Genomic DNA, 17,446 nt, shown 5'->3' on the forward strand with positions numbered 1-17,446 from the left:
CCGCGCTTGGCGGCGCGCATCCGATAGCCGCGGCGCCGCGGCAACCGGGCCGGCAGGTGGCGGCTAAATCGCGCCAGCTCCTGGCTGTCGTCGCCCGGCCGCAATGCGCGCCGCGACAGCGCTTCGCGCGCAGTTGCCGCCTGCCCGGTTTCGTTGATGTCATCCGACAGCGGCGCGTCATATCCGGCGCCATCGTCCTGCGCCTGCAGTTCCTCGTCACTTTCGGCGACCTGATCGGACAGCGTGCCGGCAAGGCCGAGAAAATGCATGTCGAACAGCATGTCGAAATCGGGCTGCCGCTCGAACGGCGGCGCCAGCGTGGCGACGCCGGCGCGGCGGATGTCCTCGATATCGCGCGGACCGAGCAGCTCGATCGCCCGCAGAAAGGCCAGGCCCTGTTCCGGCGCGACCGCAAAGCCATTGCGGCGCAGCAGCCCGATGAAATCCAGCAGCGGCCGGGCTGCGAGCGGCAAAGCAAGCTCCGTCATGCCGCGATCTCCGCGATGATGGCGTCGAGCCGCGGGGCAATGAAGGCGAGATCCTCCTCGTCCTTCAGCGCCACACCGATCGCGCGGCGGAATGCATCCGGCCAGGGCGCGCCGGTTTTCGCCAGCAGGGTCGCGGCTTCCGCCCAGTCGATCGCCTCGGCGACGCCGGGCGGCTTGGTCAGCGGCTCCTGCCGCAGCCGACCGACCGCCGTGACGATCGCGCGCGCGGTGGACTCGGCGACGGAGGACGCGCGCATCATGATGATCCGCGCCTCGCGCTCCGGATCCGGATACGCGATGTAATGATAGACGCAGCGCCGCCGCAGCGCCTCGTGCAGATCGCGGGTGCGGTTCGAGGTCAGGATCACCACCGGGCGTTCATGCGCCCGCAGGGTGCCGCGCTCAGGGATCGAGATCGAGAAGTCCGAGAGGAATTCGAGCAGGAACGCCTCGAATTCCGGATCGGAGCGATCGATTTCGTCGATCAGCAGCACGGTCGATTCCGGCCGGCGCAGCGCCGCCAGCATCGGCCGTTCGATCAGGAAATCGTCGCGATAGATATCGATCGGCTCGTCGCCGGCCTGACGGATCGCCAGCATCTGGCGCGGGTAGTTCCACTCGTAAAGCGCGGCGGCGGCGTCGATGCCCTCGTAGCATTGCAGCCGGATCAGCTGCCGCCCCAGGATCCCGGCGATCGCCTTGGCGGCTTCGGTCTTGCCGACACCCGGCGCGCCTTCCAGCAGCAACGGCTTGCCCAACGCGAGCGCGAGATAGCCGGCGGTGGCGAAGCCGTCATCGGCGAGGTAATAGGCCGCGCGCAAGGCGTCGGCCAGTTTCTCCGGCCGATCGATCCCCCCGACACTCCCGCGCACCGCCATTCCGATGTCCCCTATGCGCGCCGGACTTGCGGCCGCGCGCCGCCCTGCGCCTTTAACGCGCGCAGGATCTTCTCCGGCGTGATCGGCAGCGTATCGATCCGCACCCCGATGGCGTTGAAGATGGCGTTGGCAACCGCCGGCAGCACCGGATTGGCGCACATCTCGCCCGGGCCCTTGCCGCCGAACGGACCGTCCGGCGCCGGCCGCTCCAGCACCGCGATGTCGTGAGGCGCGATGTCGCCGGGACCCGGCATCAGATACTCGTTGTAATCGCGACCGCCATGTTCGGGGTTGGGATAATACGGCTCCGGCGTTTCGTAGAGTGCGTGGCTCATGCCCATCCAGGCGCCGCCGACCAGTTGCTGCTCGACCATTTTCGGATTGAGCGCGCGACCGAGTTCATAGGCGCTGGTCATCCTGTTGACCTTGACGTCGCCGGTTTCGTCGCAAACCTCGAGATCGACGACCAGGCAGGCATGGGCATAGGCGGTGACCGGCGACATCTCGCCGGTCTCCGGACTGACGTTGGACAGCGGGATCAGAAAGATGCCGCGGCCAGCGATGGTCTTGCCCTGCTTGAACTGCGCCGCCTGCGACGCCGCCTTTACGGTGATTGTTTTCGACGCCGCGCCACGGACATGGATGTTGCCCTTGCCGTCGGTGACCAGATCCTCGGCATTGACCTCGAGCTCCTCGGCTGCGGCCTCCAGCAGCACGCCCCGCGCCTCCTTTGCCGCGACGATCACCGCATTGCCGACACGGTGCGTACCGCGCGAGGCGAACGAGCCCATGTCATGCGGACCGGTGTCGCTGTCGGCGGTGTCGACATAGACATCCTCGATCGGCACACCCAGCGTTTCCGCCGCGATCTGCCGGCTGACCTGTTTCATGCCCTGCCCGAGATCGATAGCCGACAGCGCCACGGTGAATTTGCCGTCCGGATTGGCATGCACCAGTGCCTGGCTGGGATCGCCGCCGAGATTCATGCCGATCGGGTAATTGATGGACGCCATTCCGCGCCCATGATGCCGTGTCATCTCAGCGCCTCCGTGTGAACACTGACGAGAACCGCGCCGCGCCATGCTGGGGCGCCGCCGGCGGTGCCGGAACGGGTGGTGCCGGAGCCGGTAGCGGCGCGGCGGTGGCCGGCTGCGACGGATAGCTCGGCAACGGGGCCACCGGCTGATGCGCCGGCGGCGGTTGATGGACCGGTATGGCGGGTTGGGGTTGATAGGCCGGCAGCGATGCTCCGGCGCCCGGCGTCAGCCGCGGCGGCGCCTGTCGCGTCTCCGGCCGCCCGATCCGGCCGCCCTCATCGGTCACCGTGGGCGGTATCGTCGCGCGCGGACCGCCGCCGCCGCTCAACGACGAGGCGCGCCGCGCCGTCTCGCTCAGCGGCCAGTTCACTTTCTGCGCCGCGACCTGGACGCATTCGATCAGCGCGGTGTTGTGGGCGACGCGGCGATGCGCCTTCATGTCGCCATCGCGATAGGCGTTGAGGATGCGGAATTCCATCGGGTCGATGCCAACCAGATGCGCCAGCTTGTCCATCTGCACTTCGATCGAAAAGTCCACCCCGGTGACGCCGAAGCCCCGCATCGCTGTGGCGGGCACGCGGTTGGTGAAGACGCAATAGGCGTCGCCGCGCACGTTCGGGATCGTGTAGGGACCCGGCATGTGGGCGACGCATTTGACCACGCCATAGCTGGTCAGCCGTGTATAGGCGCCGGCATCGAAATAGGAGGTGATCTGCCGCGCCACGATGCGGCCGTCGCGCATCACGCCGTCCTTGATGACGTGCCGCTCGGCCCCGCGCGGGGAGCCGAACTGCATCTCCTCCTCGCGCCCCAGCACATAGCGGACCGGCCGCCCGGTGAGCATGGCGCCGAGCACCGCCAGCGGCTCGGTCAGCGAATCGACCTTGCCGCCGAATCCGCCGCCGACGGTGCCGCCGATGAAATGCAGCCGGTTGGATTCCAGCGCGAGTATCTTGGCGGTGGTGCCGAGCGAGAAGAACAGGCCCTGCGCGCAGGAATGCACGACGTAGCGGTTGTTGGTTTCGGGAGCGGCGATCGTGCCGTTGGTCTCGGTCGAGGCGTGCTCGATCGGCGACATCTGGTAGCGCTCCTCGAGCACGTGATCGGCGCTGCGGAACGCCGCCTCGACATCGCCGAAGCGCAGTTTCTGGTGGTCGTATTTGTCGTGATACTCGAAATAATTTCCCGGATAGGTCTCGTTGACGACGACCGCGCCCGGCTTCAGCGCCTCCTGCACGTCGAACACCGTGGGCAGCGGATCGTAGCTGACGCGAACCAGTTTGACGGCGGCCATGGCTTCCGCATCGCTGTCGGCGATGATGGCGACGATCGGCTCGCCTTTGTAACGCACCTTGTCGACGGCGAGCGTCGGCTCGTCGTCCTTGCCGAACCCGATCAGGCTGAGCAGCGTGTTCTTGTTGACCGGCACGTCCTGCGCCCGGATCACGCGCTTCACCCCGGGCGCGCGCTCCGCGGCAGAAACGTCGATGCTCCTGATACGGGCATGATGATGCGGCGAGCGCACCACCTTCAAATGCAGCAGACCGTCAAAACCGTGATCATCGAAGAACCGGGTGCGGCCGGTGACATGCCCCAGCATGTCCTGGCGCTGCTCGCCCTTGCCGATCACGTTGAGATTGTCGTCGCGCTCGTCGGCGAACAGATCCTTGCGAAACTCCAGCATCGGGATTTCCTCAGGCGCGGCGGGCGCCGCGCTGCTGCGCGGCGGCCAGAATGGCGTTGATGATCGGCTCGTAGCCGGTGCAGCGGCAGATATTGCCGGCGATCGCCTCGACCACCTCGACTCGTGTCGGGTCCGGATTGCGGTCGAGCAGCGCCTTCGCCGCCATCAGCATGCCGGGCGTGCAGAAGCCGCATTGCGCGGCGAAATGCTCCATGAAGGCGGCCTGCAGCGGATGCAGCGTCGGCCCATCGGCAAGTCCGCTCGCGGTCTCGATCGATCGCCCCTCACAGGTCACGCTGAGCGTCAGGCACCCCAATCGCGGTTCGCCATCGACCAGCACGGTGCAGACGCCGCAGGTGCCCTGGCCGCAACCGAACTTCGGGGCGAAATCGCCGAGCCCACGCCTGATGGTGCCGAGCAGCGTCTCCGCGGGCTCGACGAACACCGCGCGATCAGAGCCGTTGAGGCGAAACTGGACAGGCATCCGGGCCATTGACGCGTTCCTTCAGGATGTCTCGCCGGCAAGCAGCCGGCCGAGATGCACAGGCAGTACTTCGCGGCGATACCACTCCGAGGCGATCGCATCGGTCGCGGGTTGCGTGCCCTCGAGCGCCGCGGTCTTCGCCGCAGCTATGGTGGCTGCGTCCAGGCTGCGGCCCTCCAGCACGCGCTCGACCGCTTTGGCGCGCAGCGGCGTCGGCCCCATCGCGCCATAGGCGATCCGCGCGCCGCTGATCCTTCCGGCGTTCTGCGGCAGATGCGCCGCGATCGAGAGCACCGAGATGCCTTTGGGCCGCACCCGCGCGACTTTTAGAAAGCGAAATGCATCGGCGCCGGCCGGGCGATTGAAGACGACCGAGGCCACCAGCCCGACCCCGCCCCGCGCCCGGTTCGCCAGCATCTCCTCGAGCGGCATCTCCCGGGCGCCGCCGGAGCCGGCGTGCAGCGTGACGACGGCGTCGAGCGCCAACAGCGCGGTGGCGAAATCGCCATAGGGGGTAGCCGCGAATAAATTTCCGCCGATGGTCGCCGTAGTGCGCACGGCGGGGCCGCCGATGCCGCGCGCCGGTGCGTGCAGATAGGACAGGTCACGGCTGGCCAACACCATCGCCATGGTAACGCCGGCGCCGAGTTCGACCCGCGCGCCGCCGGTGTTCATCGCCAGCAGCACCGGATCGATCGCGCGCAGCAAGGTGCCTTCCGTCATCAGGCCCTCGTTGATGGTGCGCACCAGCAGCGTGCCGCCACCGAGCAGCTGCGCGCCGTTGTCGCTCGCGAGGATACTCGCGGCCTCCTGTAATCCCTGCACGATGCGAACATTGACGGACATGGCGCTTCCTAACCTGCGAGTTCGGGCAGCTGGCGAACCGCCGCGATGCCATTCGAATAGACCTCGTTGCCGACGAGGTCGGCGAGTTCCGCCTCGCGCCCGGCCGGCGTGGTGAACCGGCCCTCCCAATGCCAGAAGCTGCGATTGCCGTCGGTGACCGGCAGCAGCCGGACATGAGCGACATAGTTGAACAGCGGGATCGGCGTCTCCAGCAGGCAGTAGCTGAAGGTCATTTCCAGGTCCGACAGCGCCAGCAACTGTTCGCGCAATTCGGCACCGTCCTGCATCGTGAAGCGGCGGACGCAGCCGATCCTGTCGGAGGGATAACCGCGCTCGATCGTGCTCCTGGCGACGATCGGATGCCAGGATTCATGGCCGTTGAAGTCGCGCAGCACGGCCCACAGCCGTTCGACCGGGGCGTCGATGATGGTGCTGCGAACGACCTTCGGCATCGCTCAGGCTCCGAAGGCGCGATTGAGCGCGTCGAAACCGGTCTGGAACACATTGCCGCCGACTCCGCTGACCAGCTCGGCTTCCAGCTCCGGCGCGCAGTCGAAGTCGGCGCTCCATTCGATGAAGGTGCGGTCCTGGTCGGTGACCGGGGTCAGCCGCAGCGAGGCGACGTAATTGGTCAGCGGCATCGGCGAATCCAGGATCGAATAGGTACAGAGCATGTCGAAGTCCGAGAGCCCGAGCAGCTTTTCGCGCAGCCGGTCGCCATTGCGCAGCGCGAACGCCCTGACGCAACCGACCTTGTCGGGCGGCTCGCCGTTCTCGATCCGGCTTTCCGCGATACCGGGATGCCAGTTCGGCAGACCGTTGAAGTCGCGCACGCGCGCCCAGACCTTGGGCGCCGGTGCATTGATGACACTGGATACGTAGACGCGGGCCATTCGATCACTCCTTGCCCTTGCCTTTGCCGCCGCGGCCGGACGGCTTGGGCTCATCGGGTCCAGCACCTGCGGGGACTGGTCCCTCGTCCTTCGGCCTGGGCGGTTGGGCTTCCTTGCCGACACGCTGCAGGTCGCTGGCCTCGCGCATCAGCCCGCCCATCTTGGCGAGGCTGCCGCCCTCGATCCCGATTTCTTTCAGCACCTGATCGATCAGCGGCGCCTGCACCCGGTAGCGCAGCGCCGATTCGATCACCTCGTCGGTGGGCGTGCGCGAGCCGCCGCCGCCATTGCCGGCCATGCCGCCCAGCCCGTCGACATGCAGGATGCGGATGCCCTCGATCTTTTCCATCGGCTTGACGCTTTCGCGAACGATGCCCTCGATCCGGTCCAGCAGCCGGCGCCGGAACAGGCCATAGCGCGCCTCGTCGGTGAGCGCATTTTCGGCCTCGTAGAGCAGCTTCTGCGCTTCCGCGTCGACCGCGGCACGGATCGCATGGGCCTCGGCCTCGATGCGCTTCTCGTCGGCGTTCTTCCGCGCCAGCATGATCTCGACCGTGGTGCGCCGTTTGGCGTTCTCGCTTTCGCGCACCGTCTTGACGATCTCCTCGGCCTCCACCGCCTTGGCCTTCGCCATCTCGGCCTTCACCTGGGCCGCGGATTCCAGCAACGACTTCTCGAAGATCGCGATCGCCTTGTCCATCACAGCGCTCTCGACCTCGCGCTCGCGACCGACCTCGAGCTTGCGCAAATCGAGGTCGCGGCCGATACGGGCTTCATCGAGGCCGCGTTCGGAGGCGATCCGCGCGCGTTCGATCTCCTCGCGCGCGGCGATCTCGGATTCCTGCAGCGCCTGATTGCGTGCGATATCGAGCTGTTCGAGCGCCTTGCGCCGCTCCAGCCGCGCCACTTCCAGTTCGCGCTCGCGCGTGATGTCGACCTTCTCGATCTCCTGGCGCGCATTGATCTCGGCCGCGCGCACGGCGCGGTCCGAATCAACCCGCTCGATCCTGCGCGCGGAGGTGGCTATGACGCGCTCCTCTTCGGCGATTTCGATAATCTTCTTCTGATCGATCTGCAGCACCTCGCGGCTCTTCGACGCCGCGATCCGCCCCTTGTCGATCGCCAGCTCGGCCTCGATGCGGCTGACCTCGACCGCGTCGCGCTTCTTGATCTCGGCGGTCTCGATCGCCTTGGCGCGGCTGATGTCGAGGCTGCGGATTTCGAGATCGGAGGCGATGCGCGCGGTCTCGGTCGCTTCGCGCGCGGCGATCTCGGCGCCTTCCAGCTTCTGCGTCCGCGCGATCTCCTGCGACCGGGTTTCCTGTTCTGCGAGGATGCGATGCGCCGCGATTTCCTTCTCGTTGGAAATCCGCGCCGCTTCCACCGCGTGCAGTGCGGCGATCTCGGCCTCGTCAATCGCCTGGTTGCGGGTGATGGTGAGCGCGCGAACCTTCTCCTCCTGGAGGATGCGGGCGGACTCCACCAGCTCCTTCGACGCGATGGTTTCCTGCTGGACAGTGCGATCACGGACGATCTCGCGCGCCAGCCGCTTTTCCTCAGCGGCGAGGCGGTTGGCGATGATGGCGCTGTTGCGGGCGATTTCCGCGGTTTCGGTAGCGAGCCGCGCGGCGATATCGGCCTCCTCGATGGACCGCCGCTTGGCGATATCGAGGCCCGAAATCCGCTGCTCGTTGGCGATCCGGTCGGTGCTGACGGACGCTTCCTGCGCAATCCGGGCACGCTCGGTGGATTCGCGCGCGGCGATCTCGGCTGCCTGCAGCGCGCGCACCTGTTCGATCTCGCGCTCACGGATCTCGCGGTCGGCGGTGATGCGGAACTCCTTGATCAGCTGGTCATTGGCGATCCGCGCCTTCTCCACCGTCTCGCGCGCCGCGATCTCGGCCTGGTCGACGATCTGGCTGCGCTCGATCTCGCGCTGGCGGACGTCGCGCTCGGAGGAAATTCTCGCCTCGCTGATCGCCCGCTCATTGCCAATCCGCGATTTCTCGATTTCCTCGCGCGCATTGATCTGGGCCTGCTCGGCCTCGGTGTCGCGCATCGCGCGCTCCCGGGCGATTTCGGCGCGTTGCACGGCGCGTCGCACCTCGACGTCGCGCTGCTGCTCCAGTCGCGCCACTTCGCTCTCGCGCTCGATCTCGAGCGACTGCTTCTCCGCCTCGAGATTGCGCGAGCGGATCTTGATCATCGAGTCCTGCTCGATGTCGTTGCGCGTCTTGCGCCGGCCCTCGATCTGCTCGATCAGGTGGGTCAGGCCCTCGGCGTCGAAGCGGTTGGAGGCGTTGAAGTATTGCAGGTCGGTCTGGTCGAGATTGGTCAGCGCCACCGATTCCAGTTCCAGCCCGTTCTGGGCGAGCGCCTCGGCGGCGGCCTCCTTGACCTTGGCGAGATAAACCCCGCGCTGCTCGTGCATGTCTTCCATCGTCATCTCGGAGGCGACCGAGCGGATCGCCGAAACGAACTTGCCTGACAACAACGCGTGCAATGTCTCCGGTTGCATGGTGCGCCGGCCGAGCGTCGAGGCCGCCAGCGACACCGCCTCGGGGGTGGCGCGGACGCGGACGTAGAAGTCGGCGTCGATGTCGACCCGCATCCGGTCGCGGGTGATGATGGCGTCGTCCTGGCCGCGATGTACCCGCATCTGCAGCACGTTCATGTTCACCGGCGTGATGTCATGGATGAACGGCAGCACGAAGGCGCCGGAGTCTATCACCACTTTTTCGCCGGAAAGGCCGGTACGGACGAACGCCGCTTCCTTCGACGAGCGCCGGTAAAGCCAGTTCACCAGATAGACGACGATCGCGATCGCGATGATCGCGACGATCAGCCAGAGAATGAGCGCTCCGATCAGCTGGCCTGACATGTCTGTTCTCCCTCCACGAAGTGCTGTCGCATGGTCCGTTCAGCCACGGCTGATGGCCTTGAATTTGCGGGTCTGCTCGCGGATCGCGACTTCCACCGGCAGCCGCTCCATCGAGGAGGCGCCGTAGAAGCCATGGCAATGCCGCGAGGTCTTGATGACGAATTCGGCGTCCTCGGGTTCTGCCACCGGGCCGCCATGCACGAGGATGATCGCGTCGGGCTTCACCGCGAGCGCCGCGGCCGCCCAGACGTCGAGAATGGCCGGAACGTCCTGGAGCTTCAGCGCGGTCCGTGCCCCGATCGCGCCACCCGCGGTCAGCCCGAAATGACAGACGATGATGTCGGCGCCGGCGCCCGCCATCGCCGCGGCATCGTCGGCCGAGAACACATAGGGCGTGGTCAACAGGCCTCTGGCGCCGGCGAGCGCGATCATCTCGACCTCGAGCGCGTAGGACATGCCGGTTTCCTCCAGCCCCAGGCGGAAGCTGCCGTCGATCAGACCGACCGTCGGAAAGTTCTGCACGCCGGAGAACCCCGCGGCTTTCACCTCGTCGAGGAAACGATCCATGCTGCGGAACGGGTCGGTGGCGCAGACGCCGGCCAGCACCGGCGTCTTCTTCACCACCGGCAGCACCTCGGCGGCCATCTCCATCACGATCGCATTGGCATCGCCGTAGGGCATCAGGCCGGACAGCGAACCGCGCCCGGCCATCCGGAAGCGGCCGGAATTGTAGATCACGATCAGGTCGATGCCGCCGGCTTCCTCGCATTTGGCGGACAGGCCTGTGCCCGCGCCGCCACCGACGATCGGCTCGCCGCGCGCGATCATCGCGTGAAACCTGGTGAGAAGGGCCTGCCGATCAATCGCTGCCATGCTGTGATCCCCTACCGGCCTGCCGCGCGCGCGCGCGGCCGTGCGCCTTGCATCGCTCGAAAGTGTTGCCCCAGCGCGGCCGCAAATGCCGGACTGTTGATATGATGCGGTACGCGGATGAGCTGGCGCGACGCCGTCTGCCGCACACTCGCCTCCAGCGCGCCGAACAGCGCGTCGCGCGCCGCGGCGTCGAAGAACGGCTTGCCTGCCTCGTCCAGTGCCGAGACCCCGCCCTCCGGCAGCAGGAAGCGTACCTGGCCTTCCATCAGATTAAGCCGATCGCCGATCCAGTGGCCCATCTCGGCATTCTCCGAAGGCAGTGTCCGCATCAGGGTCACCTGCGGATTGTGCTGATGGAGTAACCGGCCGCGGTAGCGCTCGGGGACGGTGTCGGGCGCGCCGAAATTGACCATGTCGAGCGCGCCGACCGAGCCGACATAGGGAATCCGGGTGCGGATGATGGCCCCGAGGCGGTCTTCGGTCGCCGGAAAAACGCCGCCGAACAGCAGATCGGCGATTTCGGTGGTCGAGACGTCGATCACCGCCGACACCAGGCCGCCGTCGACCAGCTTCTCCATCGACTGACCACCGATGCCGGTAGCGTGGAACACCAGGCATTCGTAATCGTCGCCGATCAACTTTATCACCTGTTGCACGCAAGGCGTGGTGACGCCGAACATCGTAAGGCCGACCAGCGGCCGGTCTTCGCCGCGGCGCGGCGGCGGCGCCTTGCTCGCCTCCAGCCGCGCCCTCGCCATCCCGGCCATCGCCTGCGCGCCGTTCGCCAGCACCTGTCGCGAGATTGCGTTCAGGCCCTGAACGTCGGTGACCGAATACATCATCATGATATCGGAGGGGCCGACATAGGCCCGCGTGTTGCCGGAAGCGACGGTGGAGATCATCAGCTTCGGCACGCCGACCGGCAGCGCCCGCATCGCTGGCGTCGCCAACGCCGTGGCGCCGGAGCCGCCGGCGGAAATCAGGCCCAGCAGCCTGACGCCGTCGCTGCCGGACTTGCCCTTCACCCAGGCCTCGAACGCCTCTGCCATCGCCGCCACGGCGGCGCCGCGCTCGGCATTGAATATGCCGGCGGAACCGCGCGGGTGATGCAGCGCGATCTCCAGCGGCGGCACGTCCGCGCCGGAGATCCGGCCCGTGGTCGACAGATCGATCAACTTTACAGGCAGACCCGCCGCCTTGATGATGTCGGCGATGAAGCGCAGCTCCTCGCCCTTGGTGTCGAGTGTGCCGGCCACCGCGACGAACGGCTCGTTGAGACCACCTACGCTGCGCCCGACCTTGCGATCGGATGCGGCTATCGTCGCGGCGATCGGCGTGCGCGTCATGGTGCGCGCGGAGGCCTCGATCCGCACCGCCGCAACATCGGGACTCCAGCGAGTCGGCAGCACCGGGTTCGACAGATAGACCCGGATGGGCGCATCGCCGCGCGCCGGCGGCGCCGGCGCCCGGCGACCGCCGGGTTCGCTCGCGGCCGCAGGCGAAGGTTCGATCTCCTCGTGGCCATGGCGGCCGACACCGAGCAGGCGCTGCTGCAGGTCGCGATCGGCCGCCAGCCGCACCGCCTCGATCACCCGGTTGACGCGGCCATTGACCATGATGGCGACCGTGTCGGAGATCTCGGTCGCCACGCCGATGTTCTGCTCGATGACGAGGATGGCGACATCGCCCTCCTCGGACAGCCGCACCAGCATGTCCTCGACCTGCGCGACGATGACAGGCGCGAGGCCTTCGGTCGGCTCGTCCATGATCAAGAGCCGCGGATTGAGCAACAGCGCCCGCGAGATCGCCAGCATCTGTTGCTCGCCGCCGGAGAGCTGAGAGCCGGCATTGTTCTTGCGCTCGGCAAGCCGCGGAAAGGTGTCGTAGATCCGCTCCGGCGTCCAGCTGCCGCGCGGCCCGCGCTGCGCCAGCCGCAGATGCTCGTCGACGCTCAGCGATCGCCACAGCCGCCGGCCCTGCGGCACATAGCCGATGCCGAGCCGGGCGATGTCGGTGGTGGAGCGGCCGATCAGCTCCTCGCCAAACGCGCTGATCGAACCGCTCGACACCGGCACCAGGCCCATGATCGCCTTGCACAGCGAGGTTTTGCCCATGCCGTTGCGTCCGACCAGGCTCAGCACACCGTCCTGCAGGGTCAGATCGACGCCCTGCAGCGCGTGCGAGCGGCCGTAATACAGGTTCAGCCCGCGAACCTGCAGTGCCGGCATCGTGCCGCGCAGTGGCGGACGGCGGTCAGTGCTGGGCATGACCGCCTCCGAGATAAAGCTCCTGAACTTCCGGATCGGATTCGATCTCGTCGGACCGGCCTTCCTTGAAGATCCGGCCGTTGTGCATCATCGTCACGCTGTCGGCGACACGCAGCGCGACATCCATGTCGTGTTCGATGATGATGAAGCCGATGTGCGCCGGCAGCGAGGTCAAAATCGTCACCAGATCGGCGCGCTCGGTCGGCGACAGTCCCGCCGCAGGCTCGTCGAACAGCACGAAGCGCGGCGCGCCGGACAGCGCCAGCGCAACTTCGAGCTGCCGCTGCTGGCCATAGGCCAGTTCGCCGACCAGGCGGTCCTTGTCGTCGGTCAGGTGCACAGCCGCGACCAGTATCTCCGCTGCATGCACGAGTGCATCGTCGGGGCGGGGCCGGACCAGCGAGAAGCGGTTTCGCGAAACGCCGCAGCAGGCCAGATAGACATTGTCCATCACGCTCAGCCCGGTGAAGAGCGAGGATATCTGGTAGGTGCGGCGCAAGCCCCGACGGATGCGCTCGTGAGGTGGGAAGACCGTTACATCCTCGCCAAAGAACCGGACCAGGCCCGCTGTGGGCAGAAAATCCCCGGTGATGCAGTTGAACAGCGTGGTCTTGCCCGCGCCGTTCGAGCCGAGAACCGCCCGCCTTTCACCCGGTTTCACCGAAAGCGTCACGTCCGAGATTGCGGCCAGCGCGCCGAACATCTTGGTGATGCCGCGCAGTTCCAGCGCATTGCCGGAGCTGGCATTGCCAGCCCCGGGCATGTTAATCCGGGAAGACACGACAGGCGCGTTCATGCCCCGCCTCCCGTCGCTGCGGCCTTCCGCGCCGCGACGCCCGCGCGCCAGCGATCCCACAGCCCGAGCACACCATCCGGCGAGAACAGCACGATCGCCAGGAAGCCGATCCCGATGATCAGCTTGAAGCGATCCGCCGCAAATCCGAAAAAGCCGAGAATGTCGGTCGAGAACACCTGCAGCAACACGTAGATGAACGCGCCGATAAACGGTCCGAGCGGACGGCGGATGCCGCCGACCACCGCGACCACGAGCACATCGATCGCGGAGGAAACACCGATCGTGCCCGGCGCGATCTGCGCATTCTGCCAGACCAGAAGAATGCCGCCCGCGGAGGCGAAAACGCTCGTCAGGGCGTAGGCCGCCACGCGATGGGCGGTCACGTTGAAACCCAGTGCCGCCATGCGGCGCGGGTTGTCGCGCACGCCCTGGAGGGCGAGCCCGAAGGGAGCGCGCGCAAGATACACGACTGCGCCGTAGCAAAGAACGGCGCAGGCGAGCGTAAGGTAGTAGAAAGGCACGGGAGCGCGCCAGTTCACACCGAAAAGCTTCGGCGGCAACACGAGATTGAACCCGGAATAGCCGTTGAAGATCGAGTAGTTCTGTCGGGTGAAATAGAAGAAGGCCGCCGCGATCGCGAGCGTGATCATGATGGTGTAGATGCCATCCGTGCGAACGGCGAGCGCGCCGCATATCGTCGCGAAAAGTGCCGCAATCAGGAAGGCGGCCGGAATCACGATCCACCAGGAAAGGCCGAGACTGACATTGGCCGCGCCGGACGGCCCAAGGATTGCGACCATGTAGCCGGCCATTCCGGCAATCGACATTTGCAGCAGGCTCACCATTCCGCCATAGCCGGCAAGGAACATCAGGCTGAGCCCGATCATGCCCAGAATGAAGGTCCAGCCCATGATCTGGAACAGCCAGAAATTGTTGGCCACGACCGGCAGCAACAGCAGGATCAAACCGAAGATCCACCAGGGGACGGGAATGCGCTCGGACCACATCCGCTGTTCGACGGGGCTGGTGAAGCGAGGGGCTTGATCGGCAACCGACATGTCCTATCGCCTCGTTCCCAGAAGGCCCTGCGGCCGAAACGCCAGCACCGCCGCCATGATGAGGAAGGTGAGAACGATCGAATAGGTCGGCGCGTAGACAAACCCCATCTGCTCGGCCACTCCGATGATCAGCGCCCCCAAAGCCGCGCCGACGATCGACCCCATGCCTCCGACGATCACCACCACGAGGCTCGCCAGCAGGAAACGCGTATCCTCGCCCGGCGACAGCGACTGGAACGTGGCACCGATGATCCCCGCGATACCGGCAAGCCCGGCGCCGAAGCCGAACACTGCCAGAAACACCAGGTGGATGCGCACGCCGGAAGCGGCCAGCATCTCCCGGTCGTCCACGCCCGCACGGATCAGCATCCCAAGCGCGGTGCGGTTCAAAACGAGCCACATCGCGATGCCGATCACGATTGCCGCGACCAGGATCCAGACGCGCACGGACGGGTAGCGCAGCCAGGTGACCGCGCCGGTCGAGTCGTTGACGTTGCTCACAAGGGGCAATTCCATCGGCCCCTGCAGGAATTGCGGCGCCAGGATCGAATACGATTGCCCGCCCCACCACCAGAGCATGAGGTCGGCAAACACGATCGAAAGCCCGATGCTGACCAGCGTCTGGCGGAGCTCTTCGCCTTCCATTTTCGAGAAGATGAAGAACTGCATCAAGAGCCCGATCAGCCCCACGACGATGAACACGATCGGAAATGCCAGCAGCCACGAACCCGAGGCGGTCGCGACCTCGTAGCCGAGATATCCGCCGATCAGGAACAATGAGCCATGCGCGAGGTTGACGACGCGCATCAGGCCGAAAATCAGCGTGAAGCCGGCTGCTACGAGGAAATAGAGCGCACCAAGCGTGATGCCGCCCAAAAGCGCATTCAGGAAGATCTGCTTGCGGCCCCAGGTCGCCACCAGTTCGGGTGGCCAGGGGGCCAGCACAAGATACAGGAACGCTATGGCCAAGAGGATGAAAATCAGGCTCCAGAGCGGATAGCGCTTGATGAAATTGTCCATCTCAGAACGGCCCGGCAGGCTTCCGTGGCGGACCTTCGCCACCGTTAGAATGAAGGCTAGATTGAAGTTCCCGGCCTGTCCTTCCCCGAACGTCTTTTCTCTAGCCCGAACGTCTCTTCTTTGGCGTGCAGCACCTCTTTTTCAGTGCGCGAGGCCGGCGACGCTGCGCCGGTAGGCGCTCGGCGGCACGACGCCATTGGCGATGAAGAACCGCGAGAAGCTCGCCGGGGTCGCAAAACCGAGATCAAGCCCGATTTCAGAAACCGTTTCCCTGCCTCTGGCCAATCGCTCGATCGCGCGCTCCATGCGCAGGGCGTTGAGGAAGATCGTCGGGGGCAGACCCATCTGCTCGCGAAACAGCTTGAAGAAATGCGGGCGCGAAAGACCGGCGTTTCGCGAAATCTGTGCAAGGTCGACGGGTTCGCCGAGCCTCTCGCTCAGGAGGCTGATCGCGCGCCTCAGGCGGAAATCCCGCAGTCCCGAGCATTGGGCAGCCGGCCTGTCAGCCGCGCTCGTCCACTGCCAGGTTTGATCGAAGGCCGCCTGGGTGAGGGCACTGAGCCGGTCTTCGAAAGAGCCGTCGCATCCGCCATGGTCGGCGAGAAGCCGTGCGGTTTCCGAGACAAGCCGGGTGATGTGATCGCTCATTTCGACGGTTGAGCGGCCGAAGCGCAGGATTTCGAAGGCCGTGTGGCTCGCATTAACAAACCAGCCAGGGCGGATGTACAGAACGAGCGTCAGCGTTGGTTCCCGGCGGTCAATCGGCGCAAAATAATGCGGTTGCCATGGGCTGATTGCCGTTGCGCTCCGGGTCGTGAGCGGCAAGGTCTTGCCATCGATAACTACGCTGGCGACCGGTCCGCTGACGTGGAAGATCAGATGCCCCTCGCGATGGGCGTGCGGCACCATCGGCCGATCGAGCTCATAGAGACAGGCGCGCCCGAACGCACCATGTGCGACCGCGTGAGCGATACTCATCGGTTTCCTCCCCGCCCATCTTTGTGCGCGGTAAAGGAGGAATGTATAAGGAGATCGCGTTGTGACAACAGGCAAATTGCCCCGGCCGCCACCGGTCCAGGCCGTTTGCCTCGCGCCGGGTGCTCCTCGTTCGTGCTCACCAGGCGGCCTCGAGAATGCGGCGGCAGTCGCCTGGGGTTAGCCGTCGGGGATTGGCAAGGGCTCCGGGGTCGTTCGCTGCCATTTCCGCAAAACGATCGAACCGAGCCGGATTGATCCCCATCTCCCGCAAGGAGGTCGGCAGGCCGATGGCGCGGGCGAAAGCTCCGATGGCGGTGCTGAAGTGCGGCTCCCGCGTTGTTCTGGCGAAGGTTTCGGCCATGGTGGCGTATCGATCGCCCACGGCTTCGGTGTTGAAGTCGGCCATGGCCGCCATCAATGGCACATGGAGATCGCCCTGCAGGACGCCAGGTCCAAGTTCAGCCTTGATCGGATGCGCAAGCGCATCGACCCCCCCGACCGCTTTTTCCAGCGCGAGCCCGGCTGTCAATGCCGCGGCCATCAATTCGCGCTGCGCTTCCCGGTGACTGGGCGAAGCAAGCGCTACGGGTAGCCACCGTGTGAGCCGCTTCGCGGCCTCCAGCGCAAGCGCGTCTGCCGGCGGGTGATAGACCGGGCTGGCATAGGCTTCGATGGCATGGACCAGCACCTCCATGGCCGCGGCGGCGAGGCGGCGTGAGGGCGCTCCCTCAAGTACCGTTGGATCGGCGATTATCCGGTCGGGGCGAGGGCAAGCGACCGGCTCGCCTTGTCCCAGGCGCACCCGCCGCGCCAACCCGAAATCGCAAAGGCCGGCAGGAACTGCGATCAGCGTGAGGCGTTCGCCCCGCCGCAATGCATGCTCCGCAGCGAGCCGCGCCTGCCCGACAGCCGCAGATCCACCCACGGCGATGAGCGTGCCTGTCCGGATGTCGCTCATGGCGCTCAGAATCCTGACGGTTGCTTCTTCATGTGGGGTGGCACGATCGGTCCGCGCCAGGCTGATCGAGGTCTGGCCGAGTGACTCCTGCACGCGAGTGCAAACGGCAGCGCTTCCCGGTTCATTGTCAACGAGCATCAGCGCCCGAGCGAGCGTCCCCACCTCCTCGGGCAGCGCATCCTCGATCGCAGCTTCTGCGAAATGGGTGCGCGTGAGATAGTCGATGAGAGTCATCGGAGATGCTCCCGGCGTTTCCGCCTCATGAGTCCGCAATGGCGGAATTCCCGAAGGAAGCGGTGGCCGGC

15 protein-coding genes and 1 pseudogene are annotated in these 17,446 nt (G+C 66.1%); all 16 read right to left on the bottom strand.

Features of this window, described 5'->3' with window-relative positions:
• A pseudogene (locus tag Q7U29_RS14020) lies at positions 1-488 on the bottom strand (hypothetical protein); the annotation flags it as partial.
• Positions 485-1,366 carry a MoxR family ATPase gene (locus Q7U29_RS14025; protein WP_304742380.1) on the bottom strand — a complete coding sequence of 294 codons (882 nt, stop codon included), beginning with the start codon at positions 1,364-1,366 and terminating at the stop codon, positions 485-487. The pseudogene Q7U29_RS14020 and the gene Q7U29_RS14025, both read right to left, overlap by 4 nt.
• Positions 1,367-1,377: 11 nt before the next feature.
• A complete protein-coding gene (locus Q7U29_RS14030; protein WP_370691757.1) occupies positions 1,378-2,403 on the bottom strand; it encodes a xanthine dehydrogenase family protein molybdopterin-binding subunit in 1,026 nt (341 codons plus the stop codon).
• A gap of 1 nt (position 2,404) precedes the next feature.
• A complete protein-coding gene (locus Q7U29_RS14035; RefSeq protein WP_304742384.1) occupies positions 2,405-4,087 on the bottom strand; it encodes a xanthine dehydrogenase family protein molybdopterin-binding subunit in 1,683 nt (560 codons plus the stop codon).
• 10 nt (positions 4,088-4,097) lie between these two features.
• Entirely contained in the window at positions 4,098-4,580 is a 483-nt protein-coding gene (locus Q7U29_RS14040; RefSeq protein ID WP_304742386.1) for a (2Fe-2S)-binding protein, read from the bottom strand.
• A gap of 12 nt (positions 4,581-4,592) precedes the next feature.
• Positions 4,593-5,417: a xanthine dehydrogenase family protein subunit M gene (locus tag Q7U29_RS14045; protein ID WP_304742388.1), complete on the bottom strand. Its 825-nt coding sequence runs from the start codon at positions 5,415-5,417 to the stop codon at positions 4,593-4,595.
• Between the two features lie 8 nt (positions 5,418-5,425).
• On the bottom strand, positions 5,426-5,869 hold the full coding sequence (locus Q7U29_RS14050; protein WP_304742390.1) for an SRPBCC family protein: 444 nt from the start codon (positions 5,867-5,869) through the stop codon (positions 5,426-5,428).
• Positions 5,870-5,872: 3 nt separating this feature from the next.
• On the bottom strand, positions 5,873-6,310 hold the full coding sequence (locus tag Q7U29_RS14055; RefSeq protein ID WP_304742392.1) for an SRPBCC family protein: 438 nt from the start codon (positions 6,308-6,310) through the stop codon (positions 5,873-5,875).
• Between the two features lie 4 nt (positions 6,311-6,314).
• Positions 6,315-9,191 (bottom strand): flotillin family protein, encoded by a 2,877-nt coding sequence (locus Q7U29_RS14060; RefSeq protein ID WP_304742394.1) that lies wholly within the window; start codon positions 9,189-9,191, stop codon positions 6,315-6,317.
• Between the two features lie 39 nt (positions 9,192-9,230).
• Positions 9,231-10,064 carry a phosphoenolpyruvate hydrolase family protein gene (locus Q7U29_RS14065; protein WP_304742396.1) on the bottom strand — a complete coding sequence of 278 codons (834 nt, stop codon included), beginning with the start codon at positions 10,062-10,064 and terminating at the stop codon, positions 9,231-9,233.
• A gap of 11 nt (positions 10,065-10,075) precedes the next feature.
• Complete coding sequence (locus Q7U29_RS14070; RefSeq protein WP_304742398.1) at positions 10,076-12,331, bottom strand: ABC transporter permease; 2,256 nt, start codon at positions 12,329-12,331, stop codon at positions 10,076-10,078.
• Complete coding sequence (locus Q7U29_RS14075) at positions 12,318-13,094, bottom strand: ABC transporter ATP-binding protein (protein WP_304742423.1); 777 nt, start codon at positions 13,092-13,094, stop codon at positions 12,318-12,320. The genes Q7U29_RS14070 and Q7U29_RS14075 overlap by 14 nt, the downstream gene beginning before the upstream one ends.
• 29 nt (positions 13,095-13,123) lie before the next feature.
• Positions 13,124-14,185: a branched-chain amino acid ABC transporter permease gene (locus tag Q7U29_RS14080; protein WP_370691758.1), complete on the bottom strand. Its 1,062-nt coding sequence runs from the start codon at positions 14,183-14,185 to the stop codon at positions 13,124-13,126.
• Between the two features lie 3 nt (positions 14,186-14,188).
• Positions 14,189-15,205 carry a branched-chain amino acid ABC transporter permease gene (locus Q7U29_RS14085; RefSeq protein ID WP_304742400.1) on the bottom strand — a complete coding sequence of 339 codons (1,017 nt, stop codon included), beginning with the start codon at positions 15,203-15,205 and terminating at the stop codon, positions 14,189-14,191.
• Positions 15,206-15,346: 141 nt separating this feature from the next.
• Positions 15,347-16,183 carry a helix-turn-helix domain-containing protein gene (locus Q7U29_RS14090; RefSeq protein ID WP_304742402.1) on the bottom strand — a complete coding sequence of 279 codons (837 nt, stop codon included), beginning with the start codon at positions 16,181-16,183 and terminating at the stop codon, positions 15,347-15,349.
• A 136-nt stretch (positions 16,184-16,319) separates the two neighbouring features.
• Entirely contained in the window at positions 16,320-17,375 is a 1,056-nt protein-coding gene (locus Q7U29_RS14095; RefSeq protein ID WP_304742404.1) for an iron-containing alcohol dehydrogenase, read from the bottom strand.
• Positions 17,376-17,446 lie beyond the last annotated feature (71 nt).

This window comes from Bradyrhizobium sp., from assembly GCF_030654605.1.
Lineage (GTDB): Bacteria > Pseudomonadota > Alphaproteobacteria > Rhizobiales > Xanthobacteraceae > Bradyrhizobium.

Bases quoted from the DNA above. Each gene is read 5' to 3' on its own strand.
- Q7U29_RS14025 (WP_304742380.1), bottom strand. From the start codon at position 1,366: ATGGCGGTGCGCGGGAGTGTCGGGGGGATCGATCGGCCGGAGAAACTG.
- Q7U29_RS14030 (WP_370691757.1), bottom strand. From the start codon at position 2,403: ATGACACGGCATCATGGGCGCGGAATGGCGTCCATCAATTACCCGATC.
- Q7U29_RS14035 (WP_304742384.1), bottom strand. From the start codon at position 4,087: ATGCTGGAGTTTCGCAAGGATCTGTTCGCCGACGAGCGCGACGACAAT.
- Q7U29_RS14040 (WP_304742386.1), bottom strand. From the start codon at position 4,580: ATGGCCCGGATGCCTGTCCAGTTTCGCCTCAACGGCTCTGATCGCGCG.
- Q7U29_RS14045 (WP_304742388.1), bottom strand. From the start codon at position 5,417: ATGTCCGTCAATGTTCGCATCGTGCAGGGATTACAGGAGGCCGCGAGT.
- Q7U29_RS14050 (WP_304742390.1), bottom strand. From the start codon at position 5,869: ATGCCGAAGGTCGTTCGCAGCACCATCATCGACGCCCCGGTCGAACGG.
- Q7U29_RS14055 (WP_304742392.1), bottom strand. From the start codon at position 6,310: ATGGCCCGCGTCTACGTATCCAGTGTCATCAATGCACCGGCGCCCAAG.
- Q7U29_RS14060 (WP_304742394.1), bottom strand. From the start codon at position 9,191: ATGTCAGGCCAGCTGATCGGAGCGCTCATTCTCTGGCTGATCGTCGCG.
- Q7U29_RS14065 (WP_304742396.1), bottom strand. From the start codon at position 10,064: ATGGCAGCGATTGATCGGCAGGCCCTTCTCACCAGGTTTCACGCGATG.
- Q7U29_RS14070 (WP_304742398.1), bottom strand. From the start codon at position 12,331: ATGCCCAGCACTGACCGCCGTCCGCCACTGCGCGGCACGATGCCGGCA.
- Q7U29_RS14075 (WP_304742423.1), bottom strand. From the start codon at position 13,094: ATGCCCGGGGCTGGCAATGCCAGCTCCGGCAATGCGCTGGAACTGCGC.
- Q7U29_RS14080 (WP_370691758.1), bottom strand. From the start codon at position 14,185: ATGTCGGTTGCCGATCAAGCCCCTCGCTTCACCAGCCCCGTCGAACAG.
- Q7U29_RS14085 (WP_304742400.1), bottom strand. From the start codon at position 15,205: ATGGACAATTTCATCAAGCGCTATCCGCTCTGGAGCCTGATTTTCATC.
- Q7U29_RS14090 (WP_304742402.1), bottom strand. From the start codon at position 16,183: ATGAGTATCGCTCACGCGGTCGCACATGGTGCGTTCGGGCGCGCCTGT.
- Q7U29_RS14095 (WP_304742404.1), bottom strand. From the start codon at position 17,375: ATGACTCTCATCGACTATCTCACGCGCACCCATTTCGCAGAAGCTGCG.